The following is a 20,845-nucleotide window of genomic DNA, read 5'->3' as shown; positions in this document are numbered from 1 at the left end:
AGGTGAGTCAGGACTTCAGTCGGGAAAAGCGTCTGCTTACCCCCCGGCATTTCAAGGCAGTCTTTGACTCCCCTACCGGCAAGGTTCCGGGGAAAAATCTCCTGCTCCTTGCGCGCAGCAACGATCTCGATCACCCCCGACTAGGGCTGGTCATCGGGAAAAAGAGCGTCAAGCTCTCCGTTCAGCGCAATCGCCTCAAACGTCTGATGCGCGAATCGTTTCGCCTTAACCAGGATTCACTGGTTGGATGGGACATTGTTATCGTCGCGCGCAAAGGTTTGGGTGACGTAGAAAACCCCGAATTGATTCAGCATTTCGGCAAGCTCTGGAAGCGTCTGGCCCGCAACAAGCCAGTACCAGCAGTCAACACCGAAACTGTAGGGGTAGACAGTCCCGATGCGTAAACTGGCACTCGTTCCGATCCAGTTTTACCGCTATGCCATTAGTCCTTTGATGGCCAGTCACTGTCGTTTCTACCCCAGTTGTTCCTGCTACGCGTACGAAGCCATAGAAAATCATGGCCTACTGCGCGGTGGCTGGCTGACCTTTCGTCGTTTAGGTCGCTGTCATCCGTGGAATCCCGGCGGCTATGACCCGGTTCCGCCTATCCCTACCTCCCGTTCTTCTTCGATGGCCGAGTAATCATGGATATCAAACGCACGATCCTGATCGTCGCCCTGGCAATCGTGTCCTACGTCATGGTCCTTAAATGGAACCAGGACTATGGCCAGGCTGCCCTGCCGACTCAGAATGTTGCAGCCAGCAATACCGCACCGAGCCTGCCGGATGTCCCAGTTGGCAACAACGCTGCCAGCAATGACGACATCCCACGCGCGGCAAGCGATACCAGCGCTCCCGCCGAAGCCCCCGTGGTCGTAAGCAAAGATCTCATCCAGATCAAGACAGACGTGCTCGAGCTGGCAATCGATCCACAGGGTGGTGACGTCGCCCAGCTGAAGCTGCCGCTGTACCCGCGTCGCCAGGATCATCCGGAAATCCCGTTCCAGTTGTTCGACAACGGTAACGAGCGCACCTATCTGGCCCAAAGTGGCCTGATCGGTACCAACGGCCCGGATTCGAGCCCGGCCGGTCGCCCGGTCTATTCCGCCGAGAAGAAGACTTATCAACTGGCTGACGGTCAGGACCAACTGGTCGTTGACTTGAAGTTCAGCAAGGATGGCGTCAACTACATCAAGCGTTTCACCTTGAAACGTGGCCTGTATGACGTAACCGTCTCCTACCTGGTCGACAACCAGAGCGCCCAGCCTTGGTCCGGCGCGATGTTCGCGCAACTCAAGCGTGACGCCAGCGACGATCCTTCTTCCAGCACGGCCACCGGCACCGCGACTTACCTGGGCGCTGCCCTGTGGACAAGTTCGGAGCCGTACAAGAAAGTGTCCATGAAGGACATGGACAAGGGCCAGGTCAAGGAAACCGTCCAAGGTGGCTGGGTTGCCTGGCTGCAGCACTATTTTGTAACAGCCTGGATCCCGCAGAAGGGCGAAAGCAACCTCGTCCAGACGCGTAAAGACAGCAAAGGCAACTACATCGTCGGTTACACCGGTCCGGCATTGACCGCTGCGCCAGGTGCAAAAGTCGAGACCAGCGCCATTCTGTATGCCGGTCCAAAAAGCCAGGCTGTCTTGAAAGAGTTGTCCCCAGGTCTGGAACTGACCGTGGACTACGGTTTCCTGTGGTTCATTGCCCAGCCGATCTTCTGGCTGCTGCAACATATCCACAGCATCGTCGGTAACTGGGGCTGGTCGATCATTTTCCTGACCATGCTGATCAAGGGGATTTTCTTCCCGTTGTCGGCCGCCAGCTACAAGTCCATGGCGCGCATGCGCGCAGTGGCGCCGAAACTGGCCGCCCTGAAAGAACAACATGGCGATGACCGGCAGAAAATGTCCCAGGCCATGATGGAGCTGTACAAGAAAGAGAAGATCAACCCGCTGGGTGGATGCTTGCCGATTCTTGTGCAGATGCCTGTGTTCCTGGCGCTGTACTGGGTTCTGCTGGAAAGCGTGGAGATGCGTCAGGCACCGTTCATGCTGTGGATTACCGACCTGTCGATCAAGGATCCGTTCTTCATCCTGCCGATCATCATGGGCGCGACCATGTTCATCCAGCAGCAGCTGAACCCAACGCCTCCGGATCCGATGCAGGCGAAGGTCATGAAAATGATGCCAATCATCTTCACCTTCTTCTTCCTGTGGTTCCCGGCTGGCCTTGTGCTGTACTGGGTTGTGAACAACGTGCTGTCCATCACTCAGCAGTGGTACATCACGCGTAAGATCGAAGCGGCTGCGAAAAAAGCCGAGGCGTAACTTGCTCTGTGGATAACCACACAAAACGCCCCCTAGTGGGGCGTTTTGCTATCTGCCACTTTTGTCTGGATACCGGTTTATGAGCGCTCCGCGTGAAACCATCGCCGCCGTCGCCACCGCCCAAGGTCGCGGCGGTGTCGGCATCGTCCGTATTTCGGGGCCCTTGGCCAGTGTTGCGGCCAAGGCTATCAGCGGTCGCGAACTCAAGCCGCGGTTTGCTCATTACGGCCCGTTTTTCAGTGCTGACCAGCAGGTGCTCGACGAGGGGCTGGCCTTGTATTTCCCGGGGCCGAATTCGTTCACCGGCGAAGACGTACTGGAACTGCAAGGACACGGCGGCCCCATCGTGCTGGACATGCTGCTCAAGCGTTGCCTGGAACTGGGCTGTCGCCTGGCCAGGCCGGGTGAGTTCAGTGAACGGGCCTTCCTCAACGACAAGCTCGACCTGGCCCAGGCCGAAGCGATTGCCGATTTGATCGAAGCCAGTTCGGCACAAGCGGCACGCAACGCATTGCGTTCCTTGCAGGGTGCGTTTTCCCAACGTGTGCATAACCTCACCGAGCAATTGATCGGCCTGCGGATTTATGTCGAGGCCGCGATTGATTTCCCGGAAGAGGAAATCGATTTTCTTGCCGATGGCCACGTGCTGAGCCTGCTGGATAAAGTGCGCGATGAGTTATCCACAGTACTGCGCGAAGCCGGGCAGGGTGCCTTGCTGCGCGATGGGATGACCGTGGTGATCGCCGGACGCCCGAATGCCGGCAAGTCCAGCTTGTTGAATGCCCTGGCCGGTCGCGAAGCGGCGATCGTCACCGAGATCGCCGGCACCACCCGGGACATCCTGCGTGAACATATCCACATCGACGGCATGCCGCTGCACGTAGTGGATACCGCAGGTTTGCGCGACACCGATGACCAGGTGGAAAAAATCGGCGTGGAACGGGCTCTGAAGGCCATTGGTGAAGCCGACCGGGTATTGCTGGTGGTCGATGCCACCGCGCCGGAAGCGGACGATCCATTTGCCTTGTGGCCTGAATTCCTCGAGGTCCGCCCGGATCCCGCGAAAGTCACGCTGATTCGCAACAAGGCCGACCTGACCGGGGAAGCGATTGTCCTTGAGGTCAGCAACGACGGCCATGTGACCATCAGCCTGAGCGCGAAGTCAGCGGGTGAGGGCTTGGAACTGCTGCGCGAGCACCTCAAGGCCTGCATGGGCTACGAGCAGACGTCGGAAAGCAGCTTCAGCGCCCGCCGGCGGCATCTTGAAGCCCTGCGCCATGCCAGTGCCGCCCTGGAACACGGTCGCGCGCAGCTGACCTTGGCGGGGGCGGGTGAGTTGTTGGCCGAAGACCTGCGCCAGGCCCAACATTCCCTAGGGGAAATTACCGGCGCCTTCAGCTCCGATGACTTGCTGGGGCGGATCTTTTCCAGCTTCTGCATCGGTAAATAACCCCCACCTTTCTAGCCGGGTTTGCCCTCGAAGCTTCTCGAGTCCAACGCAAACCCGGTTTTTCCTCTCTTTTTTAAACTGATTGCCCTTCATGGCGGCTTGCCTGTGGACGCTGCGGCGGTCCATCGCGGCGGTTTTCTGTGGATTAAGCCCTGTGAATAACTGCCATTGAGGTCGGTTGATAAACCCCCTTCAAAACTGAAGATAACCGCCTCTGTGGATAACAGGCCCATTCATCCACAGGCTTACACCGGTTATCCAAGCCTCTCATTGCCACCTGACCACAGGGTTTTGAATCTCTGTACACATTGAAAATAAAGGCCTGTAGAACGTTATCCACAGATAGATGACTCAGTAAGAATAAACATAAAAACAAAGATTTTATAAATTTCTTTCTTTTTTATTTTTTTAACCGCGAGTTCTCCACAGCTGGTTAAATTTTGTGCAAAGGGTTCTTTAGAAAGGGCGAAGTCCCTATACTTGCCGACCTGGCTCGAAAAACGCCCAGGCCAGACTCAAACCTATTTCCGAATTACCTGAATAAAGCAGGCACGAGGTGCGTGGTGGATTTCCCTTCCCGTTTTGAAGTGATCGTCATCGGCGGCGGTCATGCCGGTACCGAGGCAGCACTTGCATCAGCACGCATGGGGGCAAAAACCCTGTTGCTGACGCATAACGTGGAAACCCTCGGAGCCATGAGCTGCAACCCTGCCATCGGTGGCATCGGCAAAAGCCACCTGGTCAAGGAAATCGATGCCCTAGGCGGCGCGATGGCCATGGCCACCGACAAGGGTGGTATCCAGTTTCGCGTGTTGAACAGCCGCAAAGGCCCGGCCGTACGCGCTACTCGCGCCCAGGCCGACCGCGTCCTGTACAAGGCCGCTGTCCGTGAAATCCTGGAAAACCAGCCGAACCTGTGGATATTTCAACAAGCGGCCGATGACCTGATCGTCGAGCAGGACCGAGTGCGCGGTGTCGTCACGCAAATGGGCCTGCGGTTCTTCGCCGATTCCGTGGTGTTGACCACCGGGACCTTCCTCGGCGGACTTATCCACATCGGTTTGCAGAATTTTTCCGGCGGCCGCGCCGGTGATCCGCCGTCGATTGCGCTGGCTCACCGTCTGCGTGAGTTGCCATTGCGTGTCGGGCGCCTGAAAACCGGTACGCCACCTCGCATCGACGGCAAGTCCGTGGATTTCTCGGTGATGACCGAGCAGCCTGGCGATACGCCGATCCCGGTGATGTCGTTCATGGGCAACAAGGAACAGCATCCACGGCAAGTCAGTTGCTGGATCACCCACACCAACGCCCGCACCCACGAAATCATCGCGGCGAACCTCGATCGTTCGCCGATGTATTCCGCTGCCGGTGAAATCGAAGGTGTCGGCCCGCGCTATTGCCCGTCGATTGAAGACAAGATCCATCGCTTTGCCGACAAGGAAAGCCATCAGGTGTTCATCGAACCCGAAGGTTTGACCACCCATGAGTTGTATCCGAACGGGATATCCACAAGTCTGCCGTTCGACGTGCAACTGCAGATCGTGCAATCGATCCGTGGCATGGAGAACGCGCACATCGTGCGTCCGGGTTATGCGATCGAGTACGACTACTTCGATCCGCGCGATTTGAAGTACAGCCTGGAAACCAAAGCTATCGGCGGTCTGTTCTTCGCCGGGCAGATCAACGGCACCACTGGCTACGAAGAAGCGGGTGCCCAGGGTTTGCTCGCCGGAGCCAACGCCGCACTGCTCGCCAAGGGCAAAGAAGCCTGGTGCCCGCGTCGCGATGAGGCGTACATCGGTGTGCTGGTGGATGACCTGATTACCCTGGGTACCCAGGAACCGTATCGGATGTTCACCTCCCGCGCCGAATACCGCCTGATCCTGCGTGAAGATAACGCCGACCTGCGCTTGACCGAGAAGGGGCGCGAACTGGGGTTGGTGGACGACCTGCGTTGGGCCGCGTTCTGCAAGAAGCGCGAGAGCATCGAGCTGGAAGAGCAGCGGCTGAAAAGCACCTGGGTTCGTCCCGGTACCGAGCAAGGCGATGCCATTGCGGCGAAATTCGGCACACCGCTGACCCACGAATACAATCTGCTGAACCTCTTGAGCCGTCCGGAAATCGACTATGTCGGGCTGGTGGAAGTGACCGGCCAGGGCGCGGAAGATCCGCAAGTGGCCGAACAGGTCGAGATCAAGACCAAGTACGCCGGTTACATCGACCGTCAGCAGGATGAAATCGCCCGCCTGCGTGCCAGCGAAGACACCAAGCTGCCTGTGGATATCGATTACACCGGTATTTCCGGGTTGTCGAAAGAAATCCAGAGCAAGCTCGGTGCGACCCGTCCAGAAACCCTGGGCCAGGCCTCGCGCATTCCCGGCGTCACGCCGGCAGCGATTTCGCTGTTGATGATTCATTTGAAAAAACGCGGCGCCGGCCGCCAGTTGGAGCAAAGCGCTTGAGTTCGATGGTCACCTCGCAACACGCTGAAGAGTTATCCACAGGTGCCCGTCAGCTCGGCGTCAGCCTGACCGAAGCCCAGCACGCGCAATTGCTGGGTTATCTGGCGTTGTTGATCAAATGGAACAAGGCCTACAACCTGACCGCCGTGCGCGATCCGGATGAAATGGTCTCGCGCCATTTGCTCGACAGCCTCAGTGTCATGTCCTTCATCGAAAACGGTCGTTGGCTGGACGTCGGCAGCGGCGGCGGCATGCCAGGAATCCCGCTGGCGATCCTGTTTCCCGACTCGCAAGTGACCTGCCTGGACAGCAACGGCAAGAAAACCCGCTTCCTGACCCAGGTCAAACTCGAACTCAAACTGGATAACCTGCAAGTTATCCACAGCCGCGTCGAAGCGTTCCAGCCTGCCGAGCCGTTCAACGGGATCATCTCCCGGGCGTTCAGCAGCATGGAGAACTTCAGCAACTGGACTCGCCACCTGGGCGACGCCGATACGCGCTGGCTGGCAATGAAGGGCGTTCATCCGGCCGATGAGCTGGTAGCATTGCCGGCAGACTTCCACCTCGATAGCGAACACGCCTTGGCCGTACCCGGTTGCCAAGGCCAACGCCATCTGCTGATACTGCGCCGCACGGCATGATTGGGAACACAAGCAAGAATGGCTAAGGTATTCGCGATAGCGAACCAGAAAGGTGGTGTGGGCAAGACCACCACCTGCATCAACCTCGCAGCATCCCTGGTCGCGACCAAGCGCCGGGTGCTGTTGATCGATCTCGATCCACAGGGCAACGCCACCATGGGTAGCGGTGTGGATAAGCATGGCCTGGAAAATTCCATCTACGACGTCCTGATCGGCGAATGCGATCTGGGCCAGGCCATGCACTTCTCCGAACACGGCGGTTATCAACTGCTGCCGGCCAACCGTGACCTGACGGCGGCCGAAGTGGTGCTGCTGGAAATGCAGATGAAGGAAAGCCGCCTGCGCAGCGCCTTGGCGCCGATCCGGGAAAACTACGATTACATCCTGATCGACTGCCCGCCGTCGCTGTCGATGCTGACCCTCAACGCCCTGGTGGCGGCCGATGGGGTCATTATCCCCATGCAGTGCGAATACTTCGCATTGGAAGGCTTGAGCGACCTTGTGGATAACATCAAGCGCATCGCCGAACTGCTGAACCCGAACCTGAAGGTCGAAGGCCTGTTGCGGACCATGTACGACCCGCGCCTGAGCCTGATGAACGATGTCTCGGCCCAGCTCAAGGAGCATTTCGGCGAGCAGCTCTACGACACGGTCATCCCACGTAACATCCGTCTGGCCGAAGCGCCGAGCTACGGCATGCCGGCCTTGGCCTACGACAAACAATCCCGTGGTGCGCTGGCTTACCTGGCCCTGGCGGGCGAGATGGTTCGCCGTCAGCGCCGCAATCCACGCACCGCTGCAGCCCAGCCAATTTAAGGAAACCCCATGGCCGTCAAGAAACGAGGTCTCGGACGTGGACTGGATGCACTGCTCAGCGGTCCGACGGTCAGCTCGCTGGAAGAACAGGCCGTACAGGCCGATCAGCGCGAGCTGCAGCATCTGCCCCTGGACCTGATCCAGCGCGGCAAATACCAGCCACGCCGGGACATGGACCCGCAGGCGCTGGAAGAACTGGCCCAGTCGATCAAGAGCCAGGGCGTGATGCAGCCGATCGTGGTCCGGCCGATTGCCAACGGACGCTTCGAGATCATCGCCGGCGAACGTCGCTGGCGCGCCAGCCAGCAGGCCGGCCAGGAAACCATCCCGGCAATGGTTCGCGATGTGCCGGATGAAACGGCCATCGCCATGGCGTTGATCGAAAACATCCAGCGTGAAGACCTCAACCCGATCGAGGAAGCGGTGGCCCTGCAGCGCTTGCAGCAGGAATTCCAGCTGACCCAGCAACAAGTTGCCGAGGCGGTGGGCAAGTCCCGCGTGACCGTGGCCAACCTGCTGCGCCTGATTGCGTTGCCGGAAGTCATCAAGACCATGCTGTCCCACGGCGACCTGGAAATGGGTCATGCCCGGGCATTGCTCGGGTTGCCGGAAAATCAACAGGTTGAAGGGGCGCGACATGTTGTCGCACGCGGCCTCACCGTGCGCCAAACCGAGGCACTGGTTCGTCAGTGGCTCAGTGGCAAACCGGCCCCCGTCGAGGCCCCAAAAACCGATCCGGATATCGCTCGCCTGGAACAACGCCTGGCAGAGCGCCTGGGCTCTGCGGTGCAGATTCGCCACGGAAAGAAGGGCAAGGGGCAATTGGTGATTGGTTACAACTCCCTTGATGAGCTGCAAGGTGTCCTTGCACACATTCGCTGAAACAATTGCTCTTGTAGCGCGCAGTCGGAAATCACTACCTGGCAGTTGAATAGGGGCAGAACCGCCCCTATACTCTGCGCGCATTTTGTCGGCACAAATTATGCCAAGTTATTGAATTATGGCGGCCGACTATTGGAGAGCAAAAGCGATGGAAACCCGCACGCCAAACCGCTTGCCGTTCCATCGTCTGGCAGTTTTCCCGGTTTTGATGGCTCAATTCACCGTCGTACTGATCGCCACATTGGCGCTCTGGCAATGGAAAGGAGTCGTCGCCGGATACTCAGGGCTTTGCGGAGGCCTGATAGCCTTGCTTCCCAATATTTACTTTGCTCACAGGGCCTTTCGGTTTTCCGGCGCCCGAGCAGCCCAGGCTATCGTCCGGTCTTTTTATGCCGGCGAGGCGGGGAAACTGATTTTGACGGCAGTGCTGTTTGCATTGACGTTCGCAGGTGTGAAGCCACTGGCGCCGCTGGCTGTATTCAGCGTCTTCGTGCTGACCCAACTGGTTAGCTGGTTCGCTCCCCTGCTAATGAGAACAAGACTTTCGAGACCTTAGGGCGTTTGAGGCAACCATGGCAGAGACAACCGCTTCGGGCTATATCCAGCACCACTTGCAGAACCTGACCTTCGGTCAGCTACCCAACGGCGGCTGGGGCTTTGCCCACACCGCAGCAGAAGCCAAGGAAATGGGCTTCTGGGCTTTCCACGTCGATACCCTCGGCTGGTCGGTCGCACTGGGCCTGATCTTCGTTCTTCTTTTCCGCATGGCGGCAAAGAAGGCGACCTCCGGTCAGCCTGGTGCACTGCAGAACTTCGTTGAAGTACTGGTCGAATTCGTCGATGGCAGCGTGAAAGACAGCTTCCATGGCCGTAGCCCGGTGATCGCACCGCTGGCACTGACCATCTTCGTCTGGGTGTTCCTGATGAACGCCGTCGACCTGGTACCGGTCGACTGGATTCCTCAGCTGGCCATCCTGATCTCCGGTGATGCACACATCCCATTCCGCGCTGTGTCGACCACCGACCCGAACGCGACCCTGGGCATGGCGCTCTCGGTTTTCGCACTGATCATTTTCTATAGCATCAAGGTCAAGGGCATCGGCGGCTTCATCGGCGAACTGACCCTGCACCCGTTCGGCAGCAAGAACATCCTCGTTCAGGCCCTGCTGATCCCGGTGAACTTCCTGCTGGAATTCGTAACCCTGATCGCCAAGCCGATTTCTCTGGCACTGCGTCTGTTCGGCAACATGTATGCCGGCGAACTGGTGTTCATCCTGATCGCTGTGATGTTCGGCAGCGGCCTGCTGTGGCTCAGCGGCCTGGGTGTAGTCCTGCAATGGGCGTGGGCTGTGTTCCACATCCTGATCATCACCCTGCAGGCGTTCATCTTCATGATGCTGACCATCGTCTACCTGTCGATGGCGCACGAAGAAAACCATTAAGACCAGTCTCGACTAGTCTGATGTCCTTCCCGGTCAAACGGGAAGGAGCCCGAACCGGGCTGAGAAACGATTTGTTTTACCGCTTTAATCTAAAAAACCTAAACCATACGACGTAAAAGTCGGGAGGAAAGATGGAAACTGTAGTTGGTCTAACCGCTATCGCTGTTGCACTGTTGATCGGCCTGGGCGCACTGGGTACCGCAATTGGTTTCGGCCTGTTGGGCGGCAAGTTCCTGGAAGGCGCAGCGCGTCAGCCAGAAATGGTTCCAATGCTGCAAGTCAAAATGTTCATCGTGGCCGGTCTGCTCGACGCCGTGACCATGATCGGTGTTGGTATCGCGCTGTTCTTCACCTTTGCGAACCCGTTCGTTGGTCAAATCGCTGGCTAATTACTCGGATGTCTCGAGTAGATTGGTGTGATGGACAACGTAACTGCGAGGTGTTGGCGTGAACATTAATGCGACCCTGATTGGCCAGTCCGTTGCGTTCCTGATTTTTGTACTGTTCTGCATGAAGTTCGTATGGCCTCCGGTCATTGCGGCATTGCACGAACGTCAAAAGAAGATCGCTGATGGTCTGGACGCTGCCAGCCGTGCAGCTCGCGACCTGGAGTTGGCCCATGAGAAAGTGGGTCAGCAACTGCGCGAAGCGAAAGCTCAGGCAGCTGAAATCATCGAGCAAGCCAAGAAACGCGGTACCCAGATTGTCGACGAAGCCCGTGAACAGGCTCGCGTCGAAGCTGACCGTGTGAAGGCTCAGGCTCAAGCCGAGATCGAACAGGAACTCAACAGTGTCAAAGACGCGCTGCGTGCCCAAGTGGGTGCCCTGGCCGTTGGCGGTGCTTCGAAGATCCTGGGTGCCACAATCGATCAAAACGCGCACGCAGAGCTGGTTAACCAACTGGCTGCTGAAATCTAAGCGAGGGCGATCATGGCAGAACTGACCACGTTGGCCCGACCTTACGCTAAGGCGGCCTTCGAGCACGCTCAGGCCCACCAGCAACTGGCCAATTGGTCAGCCATGCTCGGCCTGGCTGCAGCGGTGTCGCAAGACGACACCATGCAGCGCGTGCTCAAGGCCCCGCGACTGACGAGCGCAGAAAAGGCCGCCACGTTCATTGACGTGTGCGGCGACAAGTTCGATGCCAAGGCACAGAATTTCATTCACGTCGTTGCCGAAAACGACCGTCTCCTGCTTCTGCCGGAGATCGCCACTCTTTTCGACCTGTACAAGGCCGAGCAAGAGAAGTCGGTAGACGTGGAAGTGACCAGTGCTTTCGCATTGAACCAAGAACAGCAAGACAAACTCGCCAAGGTTCTCAGTGCACGACTCAACCGGGAAGTGCGCCTGCAAGTCGAGGAAGACAAGTCCCTGATAGGGGGCGTTGTAATCCGCGCCGGCGACCTGGTTATCGATGGCTCGATTCGCGGCAAAATCGCGAAACTTGCCGAAGCATTGAAATCTTGAGTTTGAAGGGGCAGCAGAGCAATGCAGCAACTCAATCCTTCCGAAATAAGTGAAATTATCAAGGGCCGCATCGACAAGCTCGATGTGACCTCCCAAGCCCGTAACGAAGGCACTGTCGTCAGCGTATCTGACGGTATCGTGCGGATTCACGGTCTGGCCGACGTCATGTACGGCGAGATGATCGAGTTTCCGGGCGGCGTCTACGGTATGGCCCTCAACCTGGAGCAAGACTCCGTAGGTGCCGTTGTACTGGGTTCCTACCAGTCGCTGGCCGAAGGCATGAGCGCCAAGTGCACCGGCCGCATCCTCGAAGTTCCGGTGGGTAAGGAACTGCTGGGTCGCGTCGTCGACGCACTGGGTAACCCTGTTGACGGCAAAGGTCCGCTGAACAACACCGAGACCGACGCGGTCGAGAAAGTTGCTCCTGGCGTGATCTGGCGTAAGTCGGTAGACCAGCCTGTACAGACTGGCTACAAGGCTGTCGATGCCATGATCCCTGTCGGCCGTGGCCAGCGTGAGCTGATCATCGGTGACCGTCAGATCGGTAAGACCGCTCTGGCGATCGACGCGATCATCAACCAGAAGAACAGCGGCATTTTCTGCGTCTACGTAGCCATCGGTCAGAAGCAATCGACCATCGCCAACGTGGTTCGCAAGCTGGAAGAAAACGGCGCCCTGGCCAACACGATCATCGTGGCGGCCAGCGCATCGGAATCTCCTGCGCTGCAGTTCCTGGCACCGTACTCCGGTTGCACCATGGGCGAATACTTCCGCGACCGCGGTGAAGACGCGCTGATCGTTTATGACGATCTGTCCAAGCAGGCAGTGGCTTACCGCCAGATCTCCCTGCTGCTGCGCCGTCCACCAGGCCGTGAAGCCTACCCAGGCGACGTGTTCTATCTCCACTCCCGTCTGCTGGAGCGCGCATCCCGCGTTTCTGAAGAGTACGTGGAGAAGTTCACCAACGGCGCAGTGACCGGCAAGACCGGCTCCCTGACCGCTCTGCCGATCATCGAAACCCAGGCTGGCGACGTTTCCGCGTTCGTTCCGACCAACGTGATTTCCATCACCGACGGTCAGATCTTCCTGGAATCGGCCATGTTCAACTCCGGGATCCGTCCTGCTGTGAACGCCGGTGTTTCGGTATCCCGTGTGGGTGGTGCCGCTCAGACCAAGATCATCAAGAAGCTGTCCGGTGGTATCCGTACCGCCCTGGCCCAGTACCGTGAACTGGCGGCATTCGCCCAGTTCGCTTCTGACCTGGACGAAGCGACCCGTAAGCAACTTGAGCATGGTCAGCGCGTTACCGAGCTGATGAAGCAGAAGCAATACGCACCAATGTCGATCGCTGACATGGCGCTGTCGCTGTATGCCGCTGAGCGTGGGTTCCTGACTGACGTTGAAATCGCCAAGGTCGGCAGCTTTGAACAAGCGCTGATTGCTTACTTCAACCGCGATCACGCCGACTTGTTGGCCAAGATCAACGTGAAGGGTGACTTCAATGACGAAATCGACGCTGGCATGAAAGCCGGTATCGAGAAGTTCAAGGCCACCCAAACCTGGTAAGCCGCAGCGGGAGTCGCAAGGCTCCCGCTTGCTAACCTGATAGGTGTTACATGGCAGGCGCAAAAGAGATTCGCAGTAAGATTGCGAGCATCAAAAGCACGCAAAAAATTACCAGCGCCATGGAAAAAGTGGCGGTCAGCAAAATGCGCAAGGCACAAATGCGCATGGCTGCTAGCCGCCCTTATGCGGAGCGCATCCGCCAGGTTATTGGTCATCTGGCCAACGCCAACCCGGAATATCGCCACCCGTTCATGATCGACCGTGCTATCAAGCGCGTCGGTTACGTCGTGGTGAGCAGTGACCGTGGTCTGTGTGGTGGCTTGAACACCAACCTGTTCAAGGCCCTGGTCAAGGACATGGCTGTAAACCGCGAACAAGGCGTCGAGATCGATCTGTGCGTGATTGGTAGCAAGGGTGCGGCTTTCTTCCGCAACTTCGGCGGCAACGTCGTCGCTGCTATCAGCCACCTGGGTGAAGAACCGTCGATCAATGACCTGATCGGCAGCGTCAAGGTGATGCTGGATGCTTACCTGGAAGGCCGGATTGACCGCCTGTCCGTGGTATCCAACAAGTTCATCAACACCATGACGCAACAGCCAACCGTGGAGCAATTGATCCCACTGGTGGCGACCCCGGAACAGGAACTCAAGCACCACTGGGACTATCTCTACGAACCGGATGCCAAGGAGCTGCTTGACGGCTTGATGGTCCGCTACGTGGAGTCGCAGGTCTACCAGGCGGTGGTCGAGAACAACGCAGCTGAACAAGCAGCGCGGATGATCGCGATGAAGAACGCTACCGACAACGCCGGTGATTTGATCAGCGATTTGCAGCTGATCTACAACAAGGCGCGTCAGGCTGCGATCACCCAAGAGATCTCGGAAATCGTCGGCGGCGCTGCCGCGGTTTAACGGTTCAAATATTCAGAGGATCCAGCTATGAGTAGCGGACGTATCGTTCAAATCATCGGCGCCGTTATCGACGTGGAATTTCCACGCGACAGCGTACCGAGCATCTACAACGCGCTGAAAGTACAAGGCGCGGAAACTACCCTGGAAGTTCAGCAGCAGCTGGGCGACGGCATCGTTCGTACCATTGCGATGGGTTCTACCGAAGGCTTGAAGCGCGGTCTGGACGTTATCGACTCTGGCGCAGCCATCTCCGTACCGGTCGGTAAAGCGACCCTGGGCCGGATCATGGACGTACTGGGTAACCCGATCGACGAAGCGGGTCCGATCGACACCGAAGAGCGCTGGGGCATTCACCGTCCTGCGCCATCCTTCGCTGAACAGGCAGGCGGCAACGACCTGCTGGAAACCGGCATCAAGGTTATCGACCTGGTTTGCCCGTTCGCCAAGGGCGGTAAAGTCGGTCTGTTCGGTGGTGCCGGTGTAGGCAAGACCGTAAACATGATGGAACTGATCCGTAACATCGCCATCGAGCACAGCGGTTATTCCGTGTTCGCCGGTGTGGGTGAGCGTACTCGTGAGGGTAACGACTTCTACCACGAGATGAAGGATTCCAACGTTCTGGACAAAGTGGCACTGGTCTATGGCCAGATGAACGAGCCGCCGGGCAACCGTCTGCGCGTAGCCCTGACCGGCCTGACCATGGCCGAGAAGTTCCGTGACGAAGGTAACGACGTTCTGCTGTTCGTCGACAACATCTACCGTTACACCCTGGCCGGTACCGAAGTATCCGCACTGCTGGGCCGTATGCCTTCGGCAGTAGGTTACCAGCCGACCCTGGCTGAAGAGATGGGCGTTCTGCAAGAACGTATCACTTCGACCAAGGAAGGTTCGATCACTTCGATCCAAGCGGTATACGTACCTGCGGATGACTTGACCGACCCGTCGCCAGCGACCACCTTCGCCCACTTGGACGCCACCGTCGTTCTGTCCCGTGACATCGCTTCCCTGGGTATCTACCCAGCGGTTGACCCACTGGACTCGACTTCGCGCCAGCTGGATCCGAACGTGATCGGCCAGGAGCACTACGACACCGCTCGCGGCGTCCAGTACGTGCTGCAGCGCTACAAAGAGCTGAAGGACATCATCGCGATCCTGGGTATGGACGAGCTGTCGGAAGCCGACAAGCAGTTGGTATCCCGCGCTCGTAAGATCCAGCGCTTCTTGTCGCAGCCGTTCTTCGTGGCTGAAGTCTTCACCGGTGCCTCGGGTAAATACGTTTCCCTGAAAGACACCATTGCTGGCTTCAAAGGCATCCTCAACGGTGACTACGACCACCTGCCAGAACAAGCGTTCTACATGGTCGGCGGCATCGAAGAAGCGATCGAGAAAGCCAAGAAACTGTAATCCCGGCGCCCGGCAACGGGCGCTAATTTAGGTTGAGGCAATCAGATGGCTATGACAGTCCATTGCGATATCGTCAGTGCGGAAGGGGAAATCTTCTCCGGTCTGGTCGAGATGGTGATTGCGCATGGTGAGCTGGGTGATCTTGGTATCGCTCTGGGTCACGCACCGCTGATCACTAATCTGAAACCGGGTCCGATCCGCTTGATCAAGCAGGGCGGGGAAGCCGAGGTGTATTACATCTCCGGTGGTTTCCTCGAGGTTCAGCCGAACATGGTCAAGGTCCTTGCCGACACTGTGCAACGTGCTGCCGACCTGGACGAAGCCTCCGCTCAGGAAGCCGTCAAGGCTGCCGAGAAGGCCCTGCACGAGCGTGGCGCGGAGTTCGATTACGGTTCTGCTGCTGCACGTCTGGCCGAGGCCGCAGCCCAGCTGCGCACCGTCCAGCAGATCCGCAAGAAGTTCGGCGGCTAAGCCGTCTGCTTTCTGTGCGATTGATTAAAAAGGGTAGCCTCGGCTACCCTTTTTTCTTTTCCCGATACTCATCATCTGGTCGCAGCCGCTGACCACCCAGGATTGGTAGCCAGTCATGTCTCTCGAAATCGTTATCCTCGCGGCCGGTCAAGGCACCCGCATGCGTTCGGCGCTGCCCAAGGTCTTGCACCCGGTAGCCGGCAATTCCATGCTCGGCCATGTTATCCACAGCGCCCGGCAACTTGATCCACAGCGCATTCACGTGGTGATCGGCCACGGTGCCGATGCGGTGCGCGAACGCCTGGCCGCCGATGACCTGAATTTCGTCCTGCAGGACAAACAACTGGGCACAGGCCATGCGGTGGCCCAGGCCGTGCCGTTCATCACCGCCGATACGGTGCTGATTCTCTACGGCGATGTGCCGCTGATCGAAGTCGAGACCTTGCAGCGCCTGCTCAAGCACGTTGCCCCACAGCAGTTGGGCTTGCTGACCGTCGAGCTGGATGACCCCACCGGTTACGGCCGCATTGTGCGCAACGCCGACGGCCAGGTGATGGCGATTGTCGAGCAGAAGGACGCCAACGAAGCCCAGCGCGCGATCACTGAAGGCAACACCGGGATTCTGGCCGTGCCGGCCGAGCGCCTGGGTGACTGGATGAGTCGTCTGTCGAACAACAACGCCCAGGGCGAGTACTACCTGACCGACGTGATTGCCATGGCCGTTGCTGACGGGCTTGTCGTTGCTACCGAGCAACCATTGGACGCCATGGAAGTGCAGGGCGCCAACGATCGCCGGCAACTGGCCGAGCTGGAGCGCCATTATCAATTGCGCGCCGCCCGCCGCCTGATGGCCCAAGGCGTGACCCTGCGCGATCCGGCCCGTTTCGACGTGCGCGGTGACGTCAGCGTGGGTCGCGACGTGGTCATCGACATCAACGTCATCCTCGAAGGCAAGGTTGTCATCGAAGACGACGTGGTCATCGGCCCGAACTGCGTGATCAAGGACAGCACCCTGCGCAAAGGCGTGGTGATCAAAGCCAACAGCCATCTCGACGGTGCGATCATGGGGGAGGGCAGCGACGCCGGCCCGTTTGCCCGCCTGCGCCCGGGTTCGGTGCTGGAAGCCCGTGCCCATGTGGGTAACTTCGTTGAACTGAAAAACGCTCATCTGGGCGAAGGCGCCAAGGCCGGGCACCTGACCTACCTCGGTGACGCTGAAGTCGGCGCCCGCACCAACATTGGCGCCGGGACCATTACCTGCAACTACGATGGCGCCAACAAGTGGAAAACCGTGTTGGGCGAAGATGTGTTCATCGGCTCGAACAACTCCTTGGTAGCACCTGTGGATATCTCCAGCGGTGCGACCACGGCAGCCGGTTCGACCCTTACCCAGAATGTGGATAAAGGCCAATTGGCAGTCGGACGCGCCCGCCAACGCAACATCGACGGCTGGAAGCGGCCGGAGAAAATCAAGAAATCCTGAAGTTATCCACATCCCCCTTGTGGGAGCGGGCTTGCTTGCGAAAGCGGTGGTTCAGCCAATTAATTCGTTGCTGACCCAACGCATTCGCGAGCAAGCCCGCTCCCACATTCGATTTGCGTGATTTCTGAATTTTTCTTCTGGCGCCTTGACGATATCGCTTCAATAGGTTTTGATTGCTTACGTTATCTTTCGAATCGAAACTTAAGCCGCCATGTCGAAACGCAACACGCCACAGCGCCGTCACAACATCCTTGCTTTGCTCCAAGAGCAGGGCGAGGTCAGTGTGGATGAGTTGGCCAAGCGCTTCGAAACCTCGGAAGTTACGATTCGCAAGGACCTCGCCGCCCTGGAAACCAACGGCCTGCTGCTGCGTCGCTACGGTGGCGCGGTACCGATGCCGCAGGAGTTGGTGGCCGATAACGGGCAAGCCGTCTCCAAGTACAAACTGGCCATTGCCCGGGCCGCCGTGAAGCGGATCCGCGAGCACGCGCGTATCATCATCGACAGCGGCAGCACCACGGCGGCCATGATTCCGCAACTCGGCCAACAGCCGGGCCTGGTAGTGATGACCAATTCCCTGCACGTTGCCAATGCCTTGAGCGAACTGGAGCACGAGCCGGTGCTGTTGATGACTGGCGGCACTTGGGACCCTCACTCCGAGTCGTTCCAGGGCCAGGTGGCCGAGCAGGTTCTGCGTTCCTACGATTTCGACCAGCTGTTCATCGGTGCCGACGGCCTCGATCTGGTTCGAGGTACCACCACCTTCAACGAACTGCTGGGCCTGAGCCGTGTGATGGCTGAGGTTGCCCGGGAAGTGATCGTGATGGTGGAGGCCGACAAGATCGGCCGCAAGATCCCCAATCTGGAACTGCCGTGGAGCAGCGTCCATACCCTCATTACCGATGATCGCCTGCCCGTAGAGGCCCGCGATCAGATTCAGGCCCGCGGCATCACCGTGATCTGCGCGCCTGTCAGCCAGGAGAAATAGCATGTGTGGAATTGTCGGCGCCGTAGCGGAACGCAACATCACTGCCATCTTGCTTGAGGGCCTCAAGCGTCTTGAATATCGCGGCTATGACAGCGCCGGCGTGGCGGTTTTCACCAACGACGAAAAGCTTGAGCGCATGCGTCGTCCAGGCAAGGTCAGCGAACTGGAACGAGCGCTGGACGCCGAACCGCTGGTCGGTCGCCTGGGCATTGCCCATACCCGTTGGGCCACCCATGGCGCGCCGTGCGAGCGTAACGCCCATCCGCATTTCTCCGGCGACCTGGCGGTGGTGCACAACGGCATCATCGAGAACTATGAAGCGTTGCGCGAACAGCTGAAGGCGCTCGGCTATGTGTTCACTTCCGATACCGACACCGAAGTCATTGCCCATTTGCTCACCCACAAGCTCAAGGATCTGGCGGACCTGACCGTGGCCCTCAAGGCAACGGTCAAGGAACTGCACGGGGCCTACGGCTTGGCGGTGATCAGCGCGAAACAACCGGATCGCCTGGTAGCAGCCCGCAGTGGCAGCCCGCTGGTGATCGGCCTGGGCCTGGGGGAAAACTTCCTGGCGTCCGATCAACTGGCGCTGCGTCAGGTCACTGATCGCTTCATGTACCTGGAAGAAGGCGATATCGCCGAGATTCGTCGCGACAGCGTGCAGATCTGGGACCTCGATGGCAAAAGCGTGGAGCGCGAGACCGTTCAGTACCGCGACGGTGCCGAAGCCGCCGACAAGGGCGAGTTCCGCCATTACATGCTCAAGGAAATCCACGAGCAACCGGCCGTTGTGCAGCGCACCCTGGAAGGACGCATGAGTCAGGAACAGGTGCTGGTCCAGGCCTTCGGTCCACAAGCGGCCGAATTGTTCGCCAAGGTCCGCAACGTGCAAATCGTGGCCTGCGGCACCAGTTATCACGCCGGCATGGTCGCCCGTTACTGGCTGGAAGAGCTGGCGGGTATTCCGTGCCAGGTCGAAGTGGCCAGCGAGTTCCGCTATCGCAAAGTCGTGGTGCAACCCGATTCACTGTTCGTCACCATTTCCCAGTCCGGCGAAACTGCCGACACTCTGGCCGCCCTGCGCAATGCCAAGGAACTGGGTTTCCTCGCCAGCCTGGCGATCTGCAACGTGGGCATCAGCTCGCTGGTGCGCGAGTCCGACCTGACCCTGCTGACCCAGGCCGGGCGTGAGATCGGTGTGGCGTCGACCAAGGCGTTCACCACGCAGCTGGTGGGGCTGCTGTTGCTGACGCTGTCCCTGGGCCAGGTGCGCGGCACCCTGGGTGAAGGCGTCGAGGCCAAGCTGGTGGAAGAACTGCGTCGCCTGCCGGCCCGCCTGGGCGAAGCCTTGGCCATGGACGGCACCGTGGAAAAAATCGCCGAGCTGTTCGCCGAGAAGAACCACACCCTGTTCCTGGGCCGTGGCGCGCAATTCCCGGTGGCGATGGAAGGGGCCTTGAAGCTCAAGGAAATCTCCTACATCCACGCCGAGGCCTACCCGGCCGGCGAGCTCAAGCACGGCCCGCTGGCGCTTGTGGATAACGACATGCCGGTGGTCACCGTCGCGCCGAACAACGAGCTGCTGGAAAAGCTCAAGTCCAACCTGCAGGAAGTGCGCGCCCGTGGCGGCCAGTTGATTGTCTTTGCTGACGAGAAGGCCGGCATGACCAATGGCGAAGGCACCCACGTGGTGCACATGCCGCACATCCACGACATCCTGTCGCCGATCCTCTACACCATCCCGTTGCAGCTGCTGTCGTACTACGTCGCTGTGCTCAAGGGTACCGATGTGGACCAGCCGCGCAATTTGGCGAAGTCTGTGACGGTGGAGTGATTCATGGCGCTTCTGCTAGCCTGCCGATTCAATTCGACAGGCTGGCAGGCCATGGTTGTGCCTGTGGCCACTGGTCCCTAACGGAGTGGGCAAATGACACAGGCAATCAGCATCAAGGATCGGGTACGCATCAAGCACGTCGAAGTCCTCTCGGATGATTGGTACGTGCTGCGCAAGACCACCTATGACTACCTCGGCCGCAATGGCCAATGGCGCGAGCTGACGCGCGAGACCTACGACCGTGGCAACGGCGCCACCATCCTGCTGTACAGCAAAGCCAAGCAGACCGTGGTGTTGACCCGGCAATTCCGCTTCCCGGCCTTCGTCAACGGGCACGATGACCTGTTGATCGAAACCTGCGCCGGCCTGTTGGACAACGACGACCCGCACACCTGCATTCGCAAGGAAACCCAGGAGGAAACCGGCTATATCATCCAGGACGTGCGCAAGGTGTTCGAAGCCTTCATGAGCCCGGGTTCGGTGACTGAACGGGTGCATTTTTTCGTCGGCGAGTACTTCGATGAAGACAAGCAGCACGCAGGCGGCGGCCTGGAAGCCGAGGGCGAAGAGATCGAAGTGCTGGAGCTGTCCCTCGACCAGGCCTTGGGCATGATCGAGACCGGGGAGATTTGCGACGGCAAGACCATCATGCTGTTGCAGTACGCCAAGCTGCATCGGTTGCTGGATTAGCCGCGTTTTTT

21 protein-coding genes are annotated in these 20,845 nt (G+C 58.7%); all 21 read left to right on the top strand.

Annotated features, from left to right (window positions below; translation table 11 throughout):
* Nucleotides 1-2: 2 nt before the first annotated feature.
* The 21 genes from rnpA to nudK all read left to right on the top strand — a co-directional run bounded on the left by rnpA (nucleotide 3) and on the right by nudK (nucleotide 20,834).
* Entirely contained in the window at nucleotides 3-404 is a 402-nt protein-coding gene (gene rnpA, locus B0E42_RS18145) for a ribonuclease P protein component (protein WP_003207107.1), read from the top strand.
* Nucleotides 397-642 (top strand): membrane protein insertion efficiency factor YidD, encoded by a 246-nt coding sequence (gene yidD, locus B0E42_RS18140; RefSeq protein WP_010465488.1) that lies wholly within the window; start codon nucleotides 397-399, stop codon nucleotides 640-642. The genes rnpA and yidD overlap by 8 nt, the downstream gene beginning before the upstream one ends.
* Nucleotides 643-644: 2 nt before the next feature.
* Nucleotides 645-2,327, top strand: a complete 1,683-nt coding sequence (gene yidC / locus B0E42_RS18135; protein ID WP_018613752.1) for a membrane protein insertase YidC — start codon at nucleotides 645-647, stop codon at nucleotides 2,325-2,327.
* A gap of 79 nt (nucleotides 2,328-2,406) precedes the next feature.
* The gene (mnmE, locus tag B0E42_RS18130; protein ID WP_053183265.1) at nucleotides 2,407-3,777 is read left to right on the top strand and encodes a tRNA uridine-5-carboxymethylaminomethyl(34) synthesis GTPase MnmE; all 1,371 of its coding nucleotides are present in this window, start codon (nucleotides 2,407-2,409) and stop codon (nucleotides 3,775-3,777) included.
* Nucleotides 3,778-4,340: 563 nt separating this feature from the next.
* Nucleotides 4,341-6,239 carry a tRNA uridine-5-carboxymethylaminomethyl(34) synthesis enzyme MnmG gene (gene mnmG / locus B0E42_RS18125; RefSeq protein ID WP_077506975.1) on the top strand — a complete coding sequence of 633 codons (1,899 nt, stop codon included), beginning with the start codon at nucleotides 4,341-4,343 and terminating at the stop codon, nucleotides 6,237-6,239.
* 5 nt (nucleotides 6,240-6,244) lie between these two features.
* Nucleotides 6,245-6,880, top strand: a complete 636-nt coding sequence (gene rsmG / locus B0E42_RS18120; protein WP_174599585.1) for a 16S rRNA (guanine(527)-N(7))-methyltransferase RsmG — start codon at nucleotides 6,245-6,247, stop codon at nucleotides 6,878-6,880.
* An 18-nt stretch (nucleotides 6,881-6,898) separates the two neighbouring features.
* Nucleotides 6,899-7,696 (top strand): ParA family protein, encoded by a 798-nt coding sequence (locus B0E42_RS18115; RefSeq protein ID WP_077506974.1) that lies wholly within the window; start codon nucleotides 6,899-6,901, stop codon nucleotides 7,694-7,696.
* 9 nt (nucleotides 7,697-7,705) lie between these two features.
* Nucleotides 7,706-8,578 carry a ParB/RepB/Spo0J family partition protein gene (locus tag B0E42_RS18110; RefSeq protein ID WP_003187197.1) on the top strand — a complete coding sequence of 291 codons (873 nt, stop codon included), beginning with the start codon at nucleotides 7,706-7,708 and terminating at the stop codon, nucleotides 8,576-8,578.
* Between the two features lie 148 nt (nucleotides 8,579-8,726).
* Nucleotides 8,727-9,134 (top strand): F0F1 ATP synthase subunit I, encoded by a 408-nt coding sequence (locus tag B0E42_RS18105; RefSeq protein ID WP_014340990.1) that lies wholly within the window; start codon nucleotides 8,727-8,729, stop codon nucleotides 9,132-9,134.
* Between the two features lie 16 nt (nucleotides 9,135-9,150).
* Nucleotides 9,151-10,020: a F0F1 ATP synthase subunit A gene (atpB, locus tag B0E42_RS18100; protein ID WP_018613768.1), complete on the top strand. Its 870-nt coding sequence runs from the start codon at nucleotides 9,151-9,153 to the stop codon at nucleotides 10,018-10,020.
* 131 nt (nucleotides 10,021-10,151) lie between these two features.
* Nucleotides 10,152-10,409, top strand: coding sequence for a F0F1 ATP synthase subunit C (atpE, locus tag B0E42_RS18095; RefSeq protein WP_003097235.1), 258 nt, complete (start codon nucleotides 10,152-10,154; stop codon nucleotides 10,407-10,409).
* 58 nt (nucleotides 10,410-10,467) lie between these two features.
* Complete coding sequence (locus tag B0E42_RS18090; RefSeq protein WP_003187193.1) at nucleotides 10,468-10,938, top strand: F0F1 ATP synthase subunit B; 471 nt, start codon at nucleotides 10,468-10,470, stop codon at nucleotides 10,936-10,938.
* Nucleotides 10,939-10,950: 12 nt separating this feature from the next.
* Entirely contained in the window at nucleotides 10,951-11,487 is a 537-nt protein-coding gene (locus tag B0E42_RS18085; protein ID WP_003207094.1) for a F0F1 ATP synthase subunit delta, read from the top strand.
* A 21-nt stretch (nucleotides 11,488-11,508) separates the two neighbouring features.
* Complete coding sequence (atpA, locus tag B0E42_RS18080; protein WP_003207093.1) at nucleotides 11,509-13,053, top strand: F0F1 ATP synthase subunit alpha; 1,545 nt, start codon at nucleotides 11,509-11,511, stop codon at nucleotides 13,051-13,053.
* A gap of 50 nt (nucleotides 13,054-13,103) precedes the next feature.
* Nucleotides 13,104-13,964: a F0F1 ATP synthase subunit gamma gene (atpG, locus tag B0E42_RS18075; RefSeq protein ID WP_003207090.1), complete on the top strand. Its 861-nt coding sequence runs from the start codon at nucleotides 13,104-13,106 to the stop codon at nucleotides 13,962-13,964.
* A 27-nt stretch (nucleotides 13,965-13,991) separates the two neighbouring features.
* The gene (atpD, locus tag B0E42_RS18070) at nucleotides 13,992-15,368 is read left to right on the top strand and encodes a F0F1 ATP synthase subunit beta (protein WP_003207089.1); all 1,377 of its coding nucleotides are present in this window, start codon (nucleotides 13,992-13,994) and stop codon (nucleotides 15,366-15,368) included.
* Between the two features lie 45 nt (nucleotides 15,369-15,413).
* Nucleotides 15,414-15,839 carry a F0F1 ATP synthase subunit epsilon gene (locus B0E42_RS18065; RefSeq protein WP_003207087.1) on the top strand — a complete coding sequence of 142 codons (426 nt, stop codon included), beginning with the start codon at nucleotides 15,414-15,416 and terminating at the stop codon, nucleotides 15,837-15,839.
* A 115-nt stretch (nucleotides 15,840-15,954) separates the two neighbouring features.
* On the top strand, nucleotides 15,955-17,322 hold the full coding sequence (gene glmU, locus B0E42_RS18060) for a bifunctional UDP-N-acetylglucosamine diphosphorylase/glucosamine-1-phosphate N-acetyltransferase GlmU (protein ID WP_077506973.1): 1,368 nt from the start codon (nucleotides 15,955-15,957) through the stop codon (nucleotides 17,320-17,322).
* Nucleotides 17,323-17,533: 211 nt separating this feature from the next.
* Entirely contained in the window at nucleotides 17,534-18,310 is a 777-nt protein-coding gene (locus B0E42_RS18055) for a DeoR/GlpR family DNA-binding transcription regulator (protein WP_018613851.1), read from the top strand.
* A 1-nt stretch (nucleotide 18,311) separates the two neighbouring features.
* A complete protein-coding gene (glmS, locus tag B0E42_RS18050) occupies nucleotides 18,312-20,144 on the top strand; it encodes a glutamine--fructose-6-phosphate transaminase (isomerizing) (protein WP_077506972.1) in 1,833 nt (610 codons plus the stop codon).
* Nucleotides 20,145-20,237: 93 nt separating this feature from the next.
* The gene (nudK, locus tag B0E42_RS18045) at nucleotides 20,238-20,834 is read left to right on the top strand and encodes a GDP-mannose pyrophosphatase NudK (RefSeq protein ID WP_053183253.1); all 597 of its coding nucleotides are present in this window, start codon (nucleotides 20,238-20,240) and stop codon (nucleotides 20,832-20,834) included.
* Nucleotides 20,835-20,845 lie beyond the last annotated feature (11 nt).

This window comes from Pseudomonas sp. A25(2017), from assembly GCF_002001065.1.
Lineage (GTDB): Bacteria > Pseudomonadota > Gammaproteobacteria > Pseudomonadales > Pseudomonadaceae > Aquipseudomonas > Aquipseudomonas kilonensis.
Note: the sequence above shows the minus strand (reverse complement) of the source record. Positions and strands in the feature narration are given on the sequence as shown.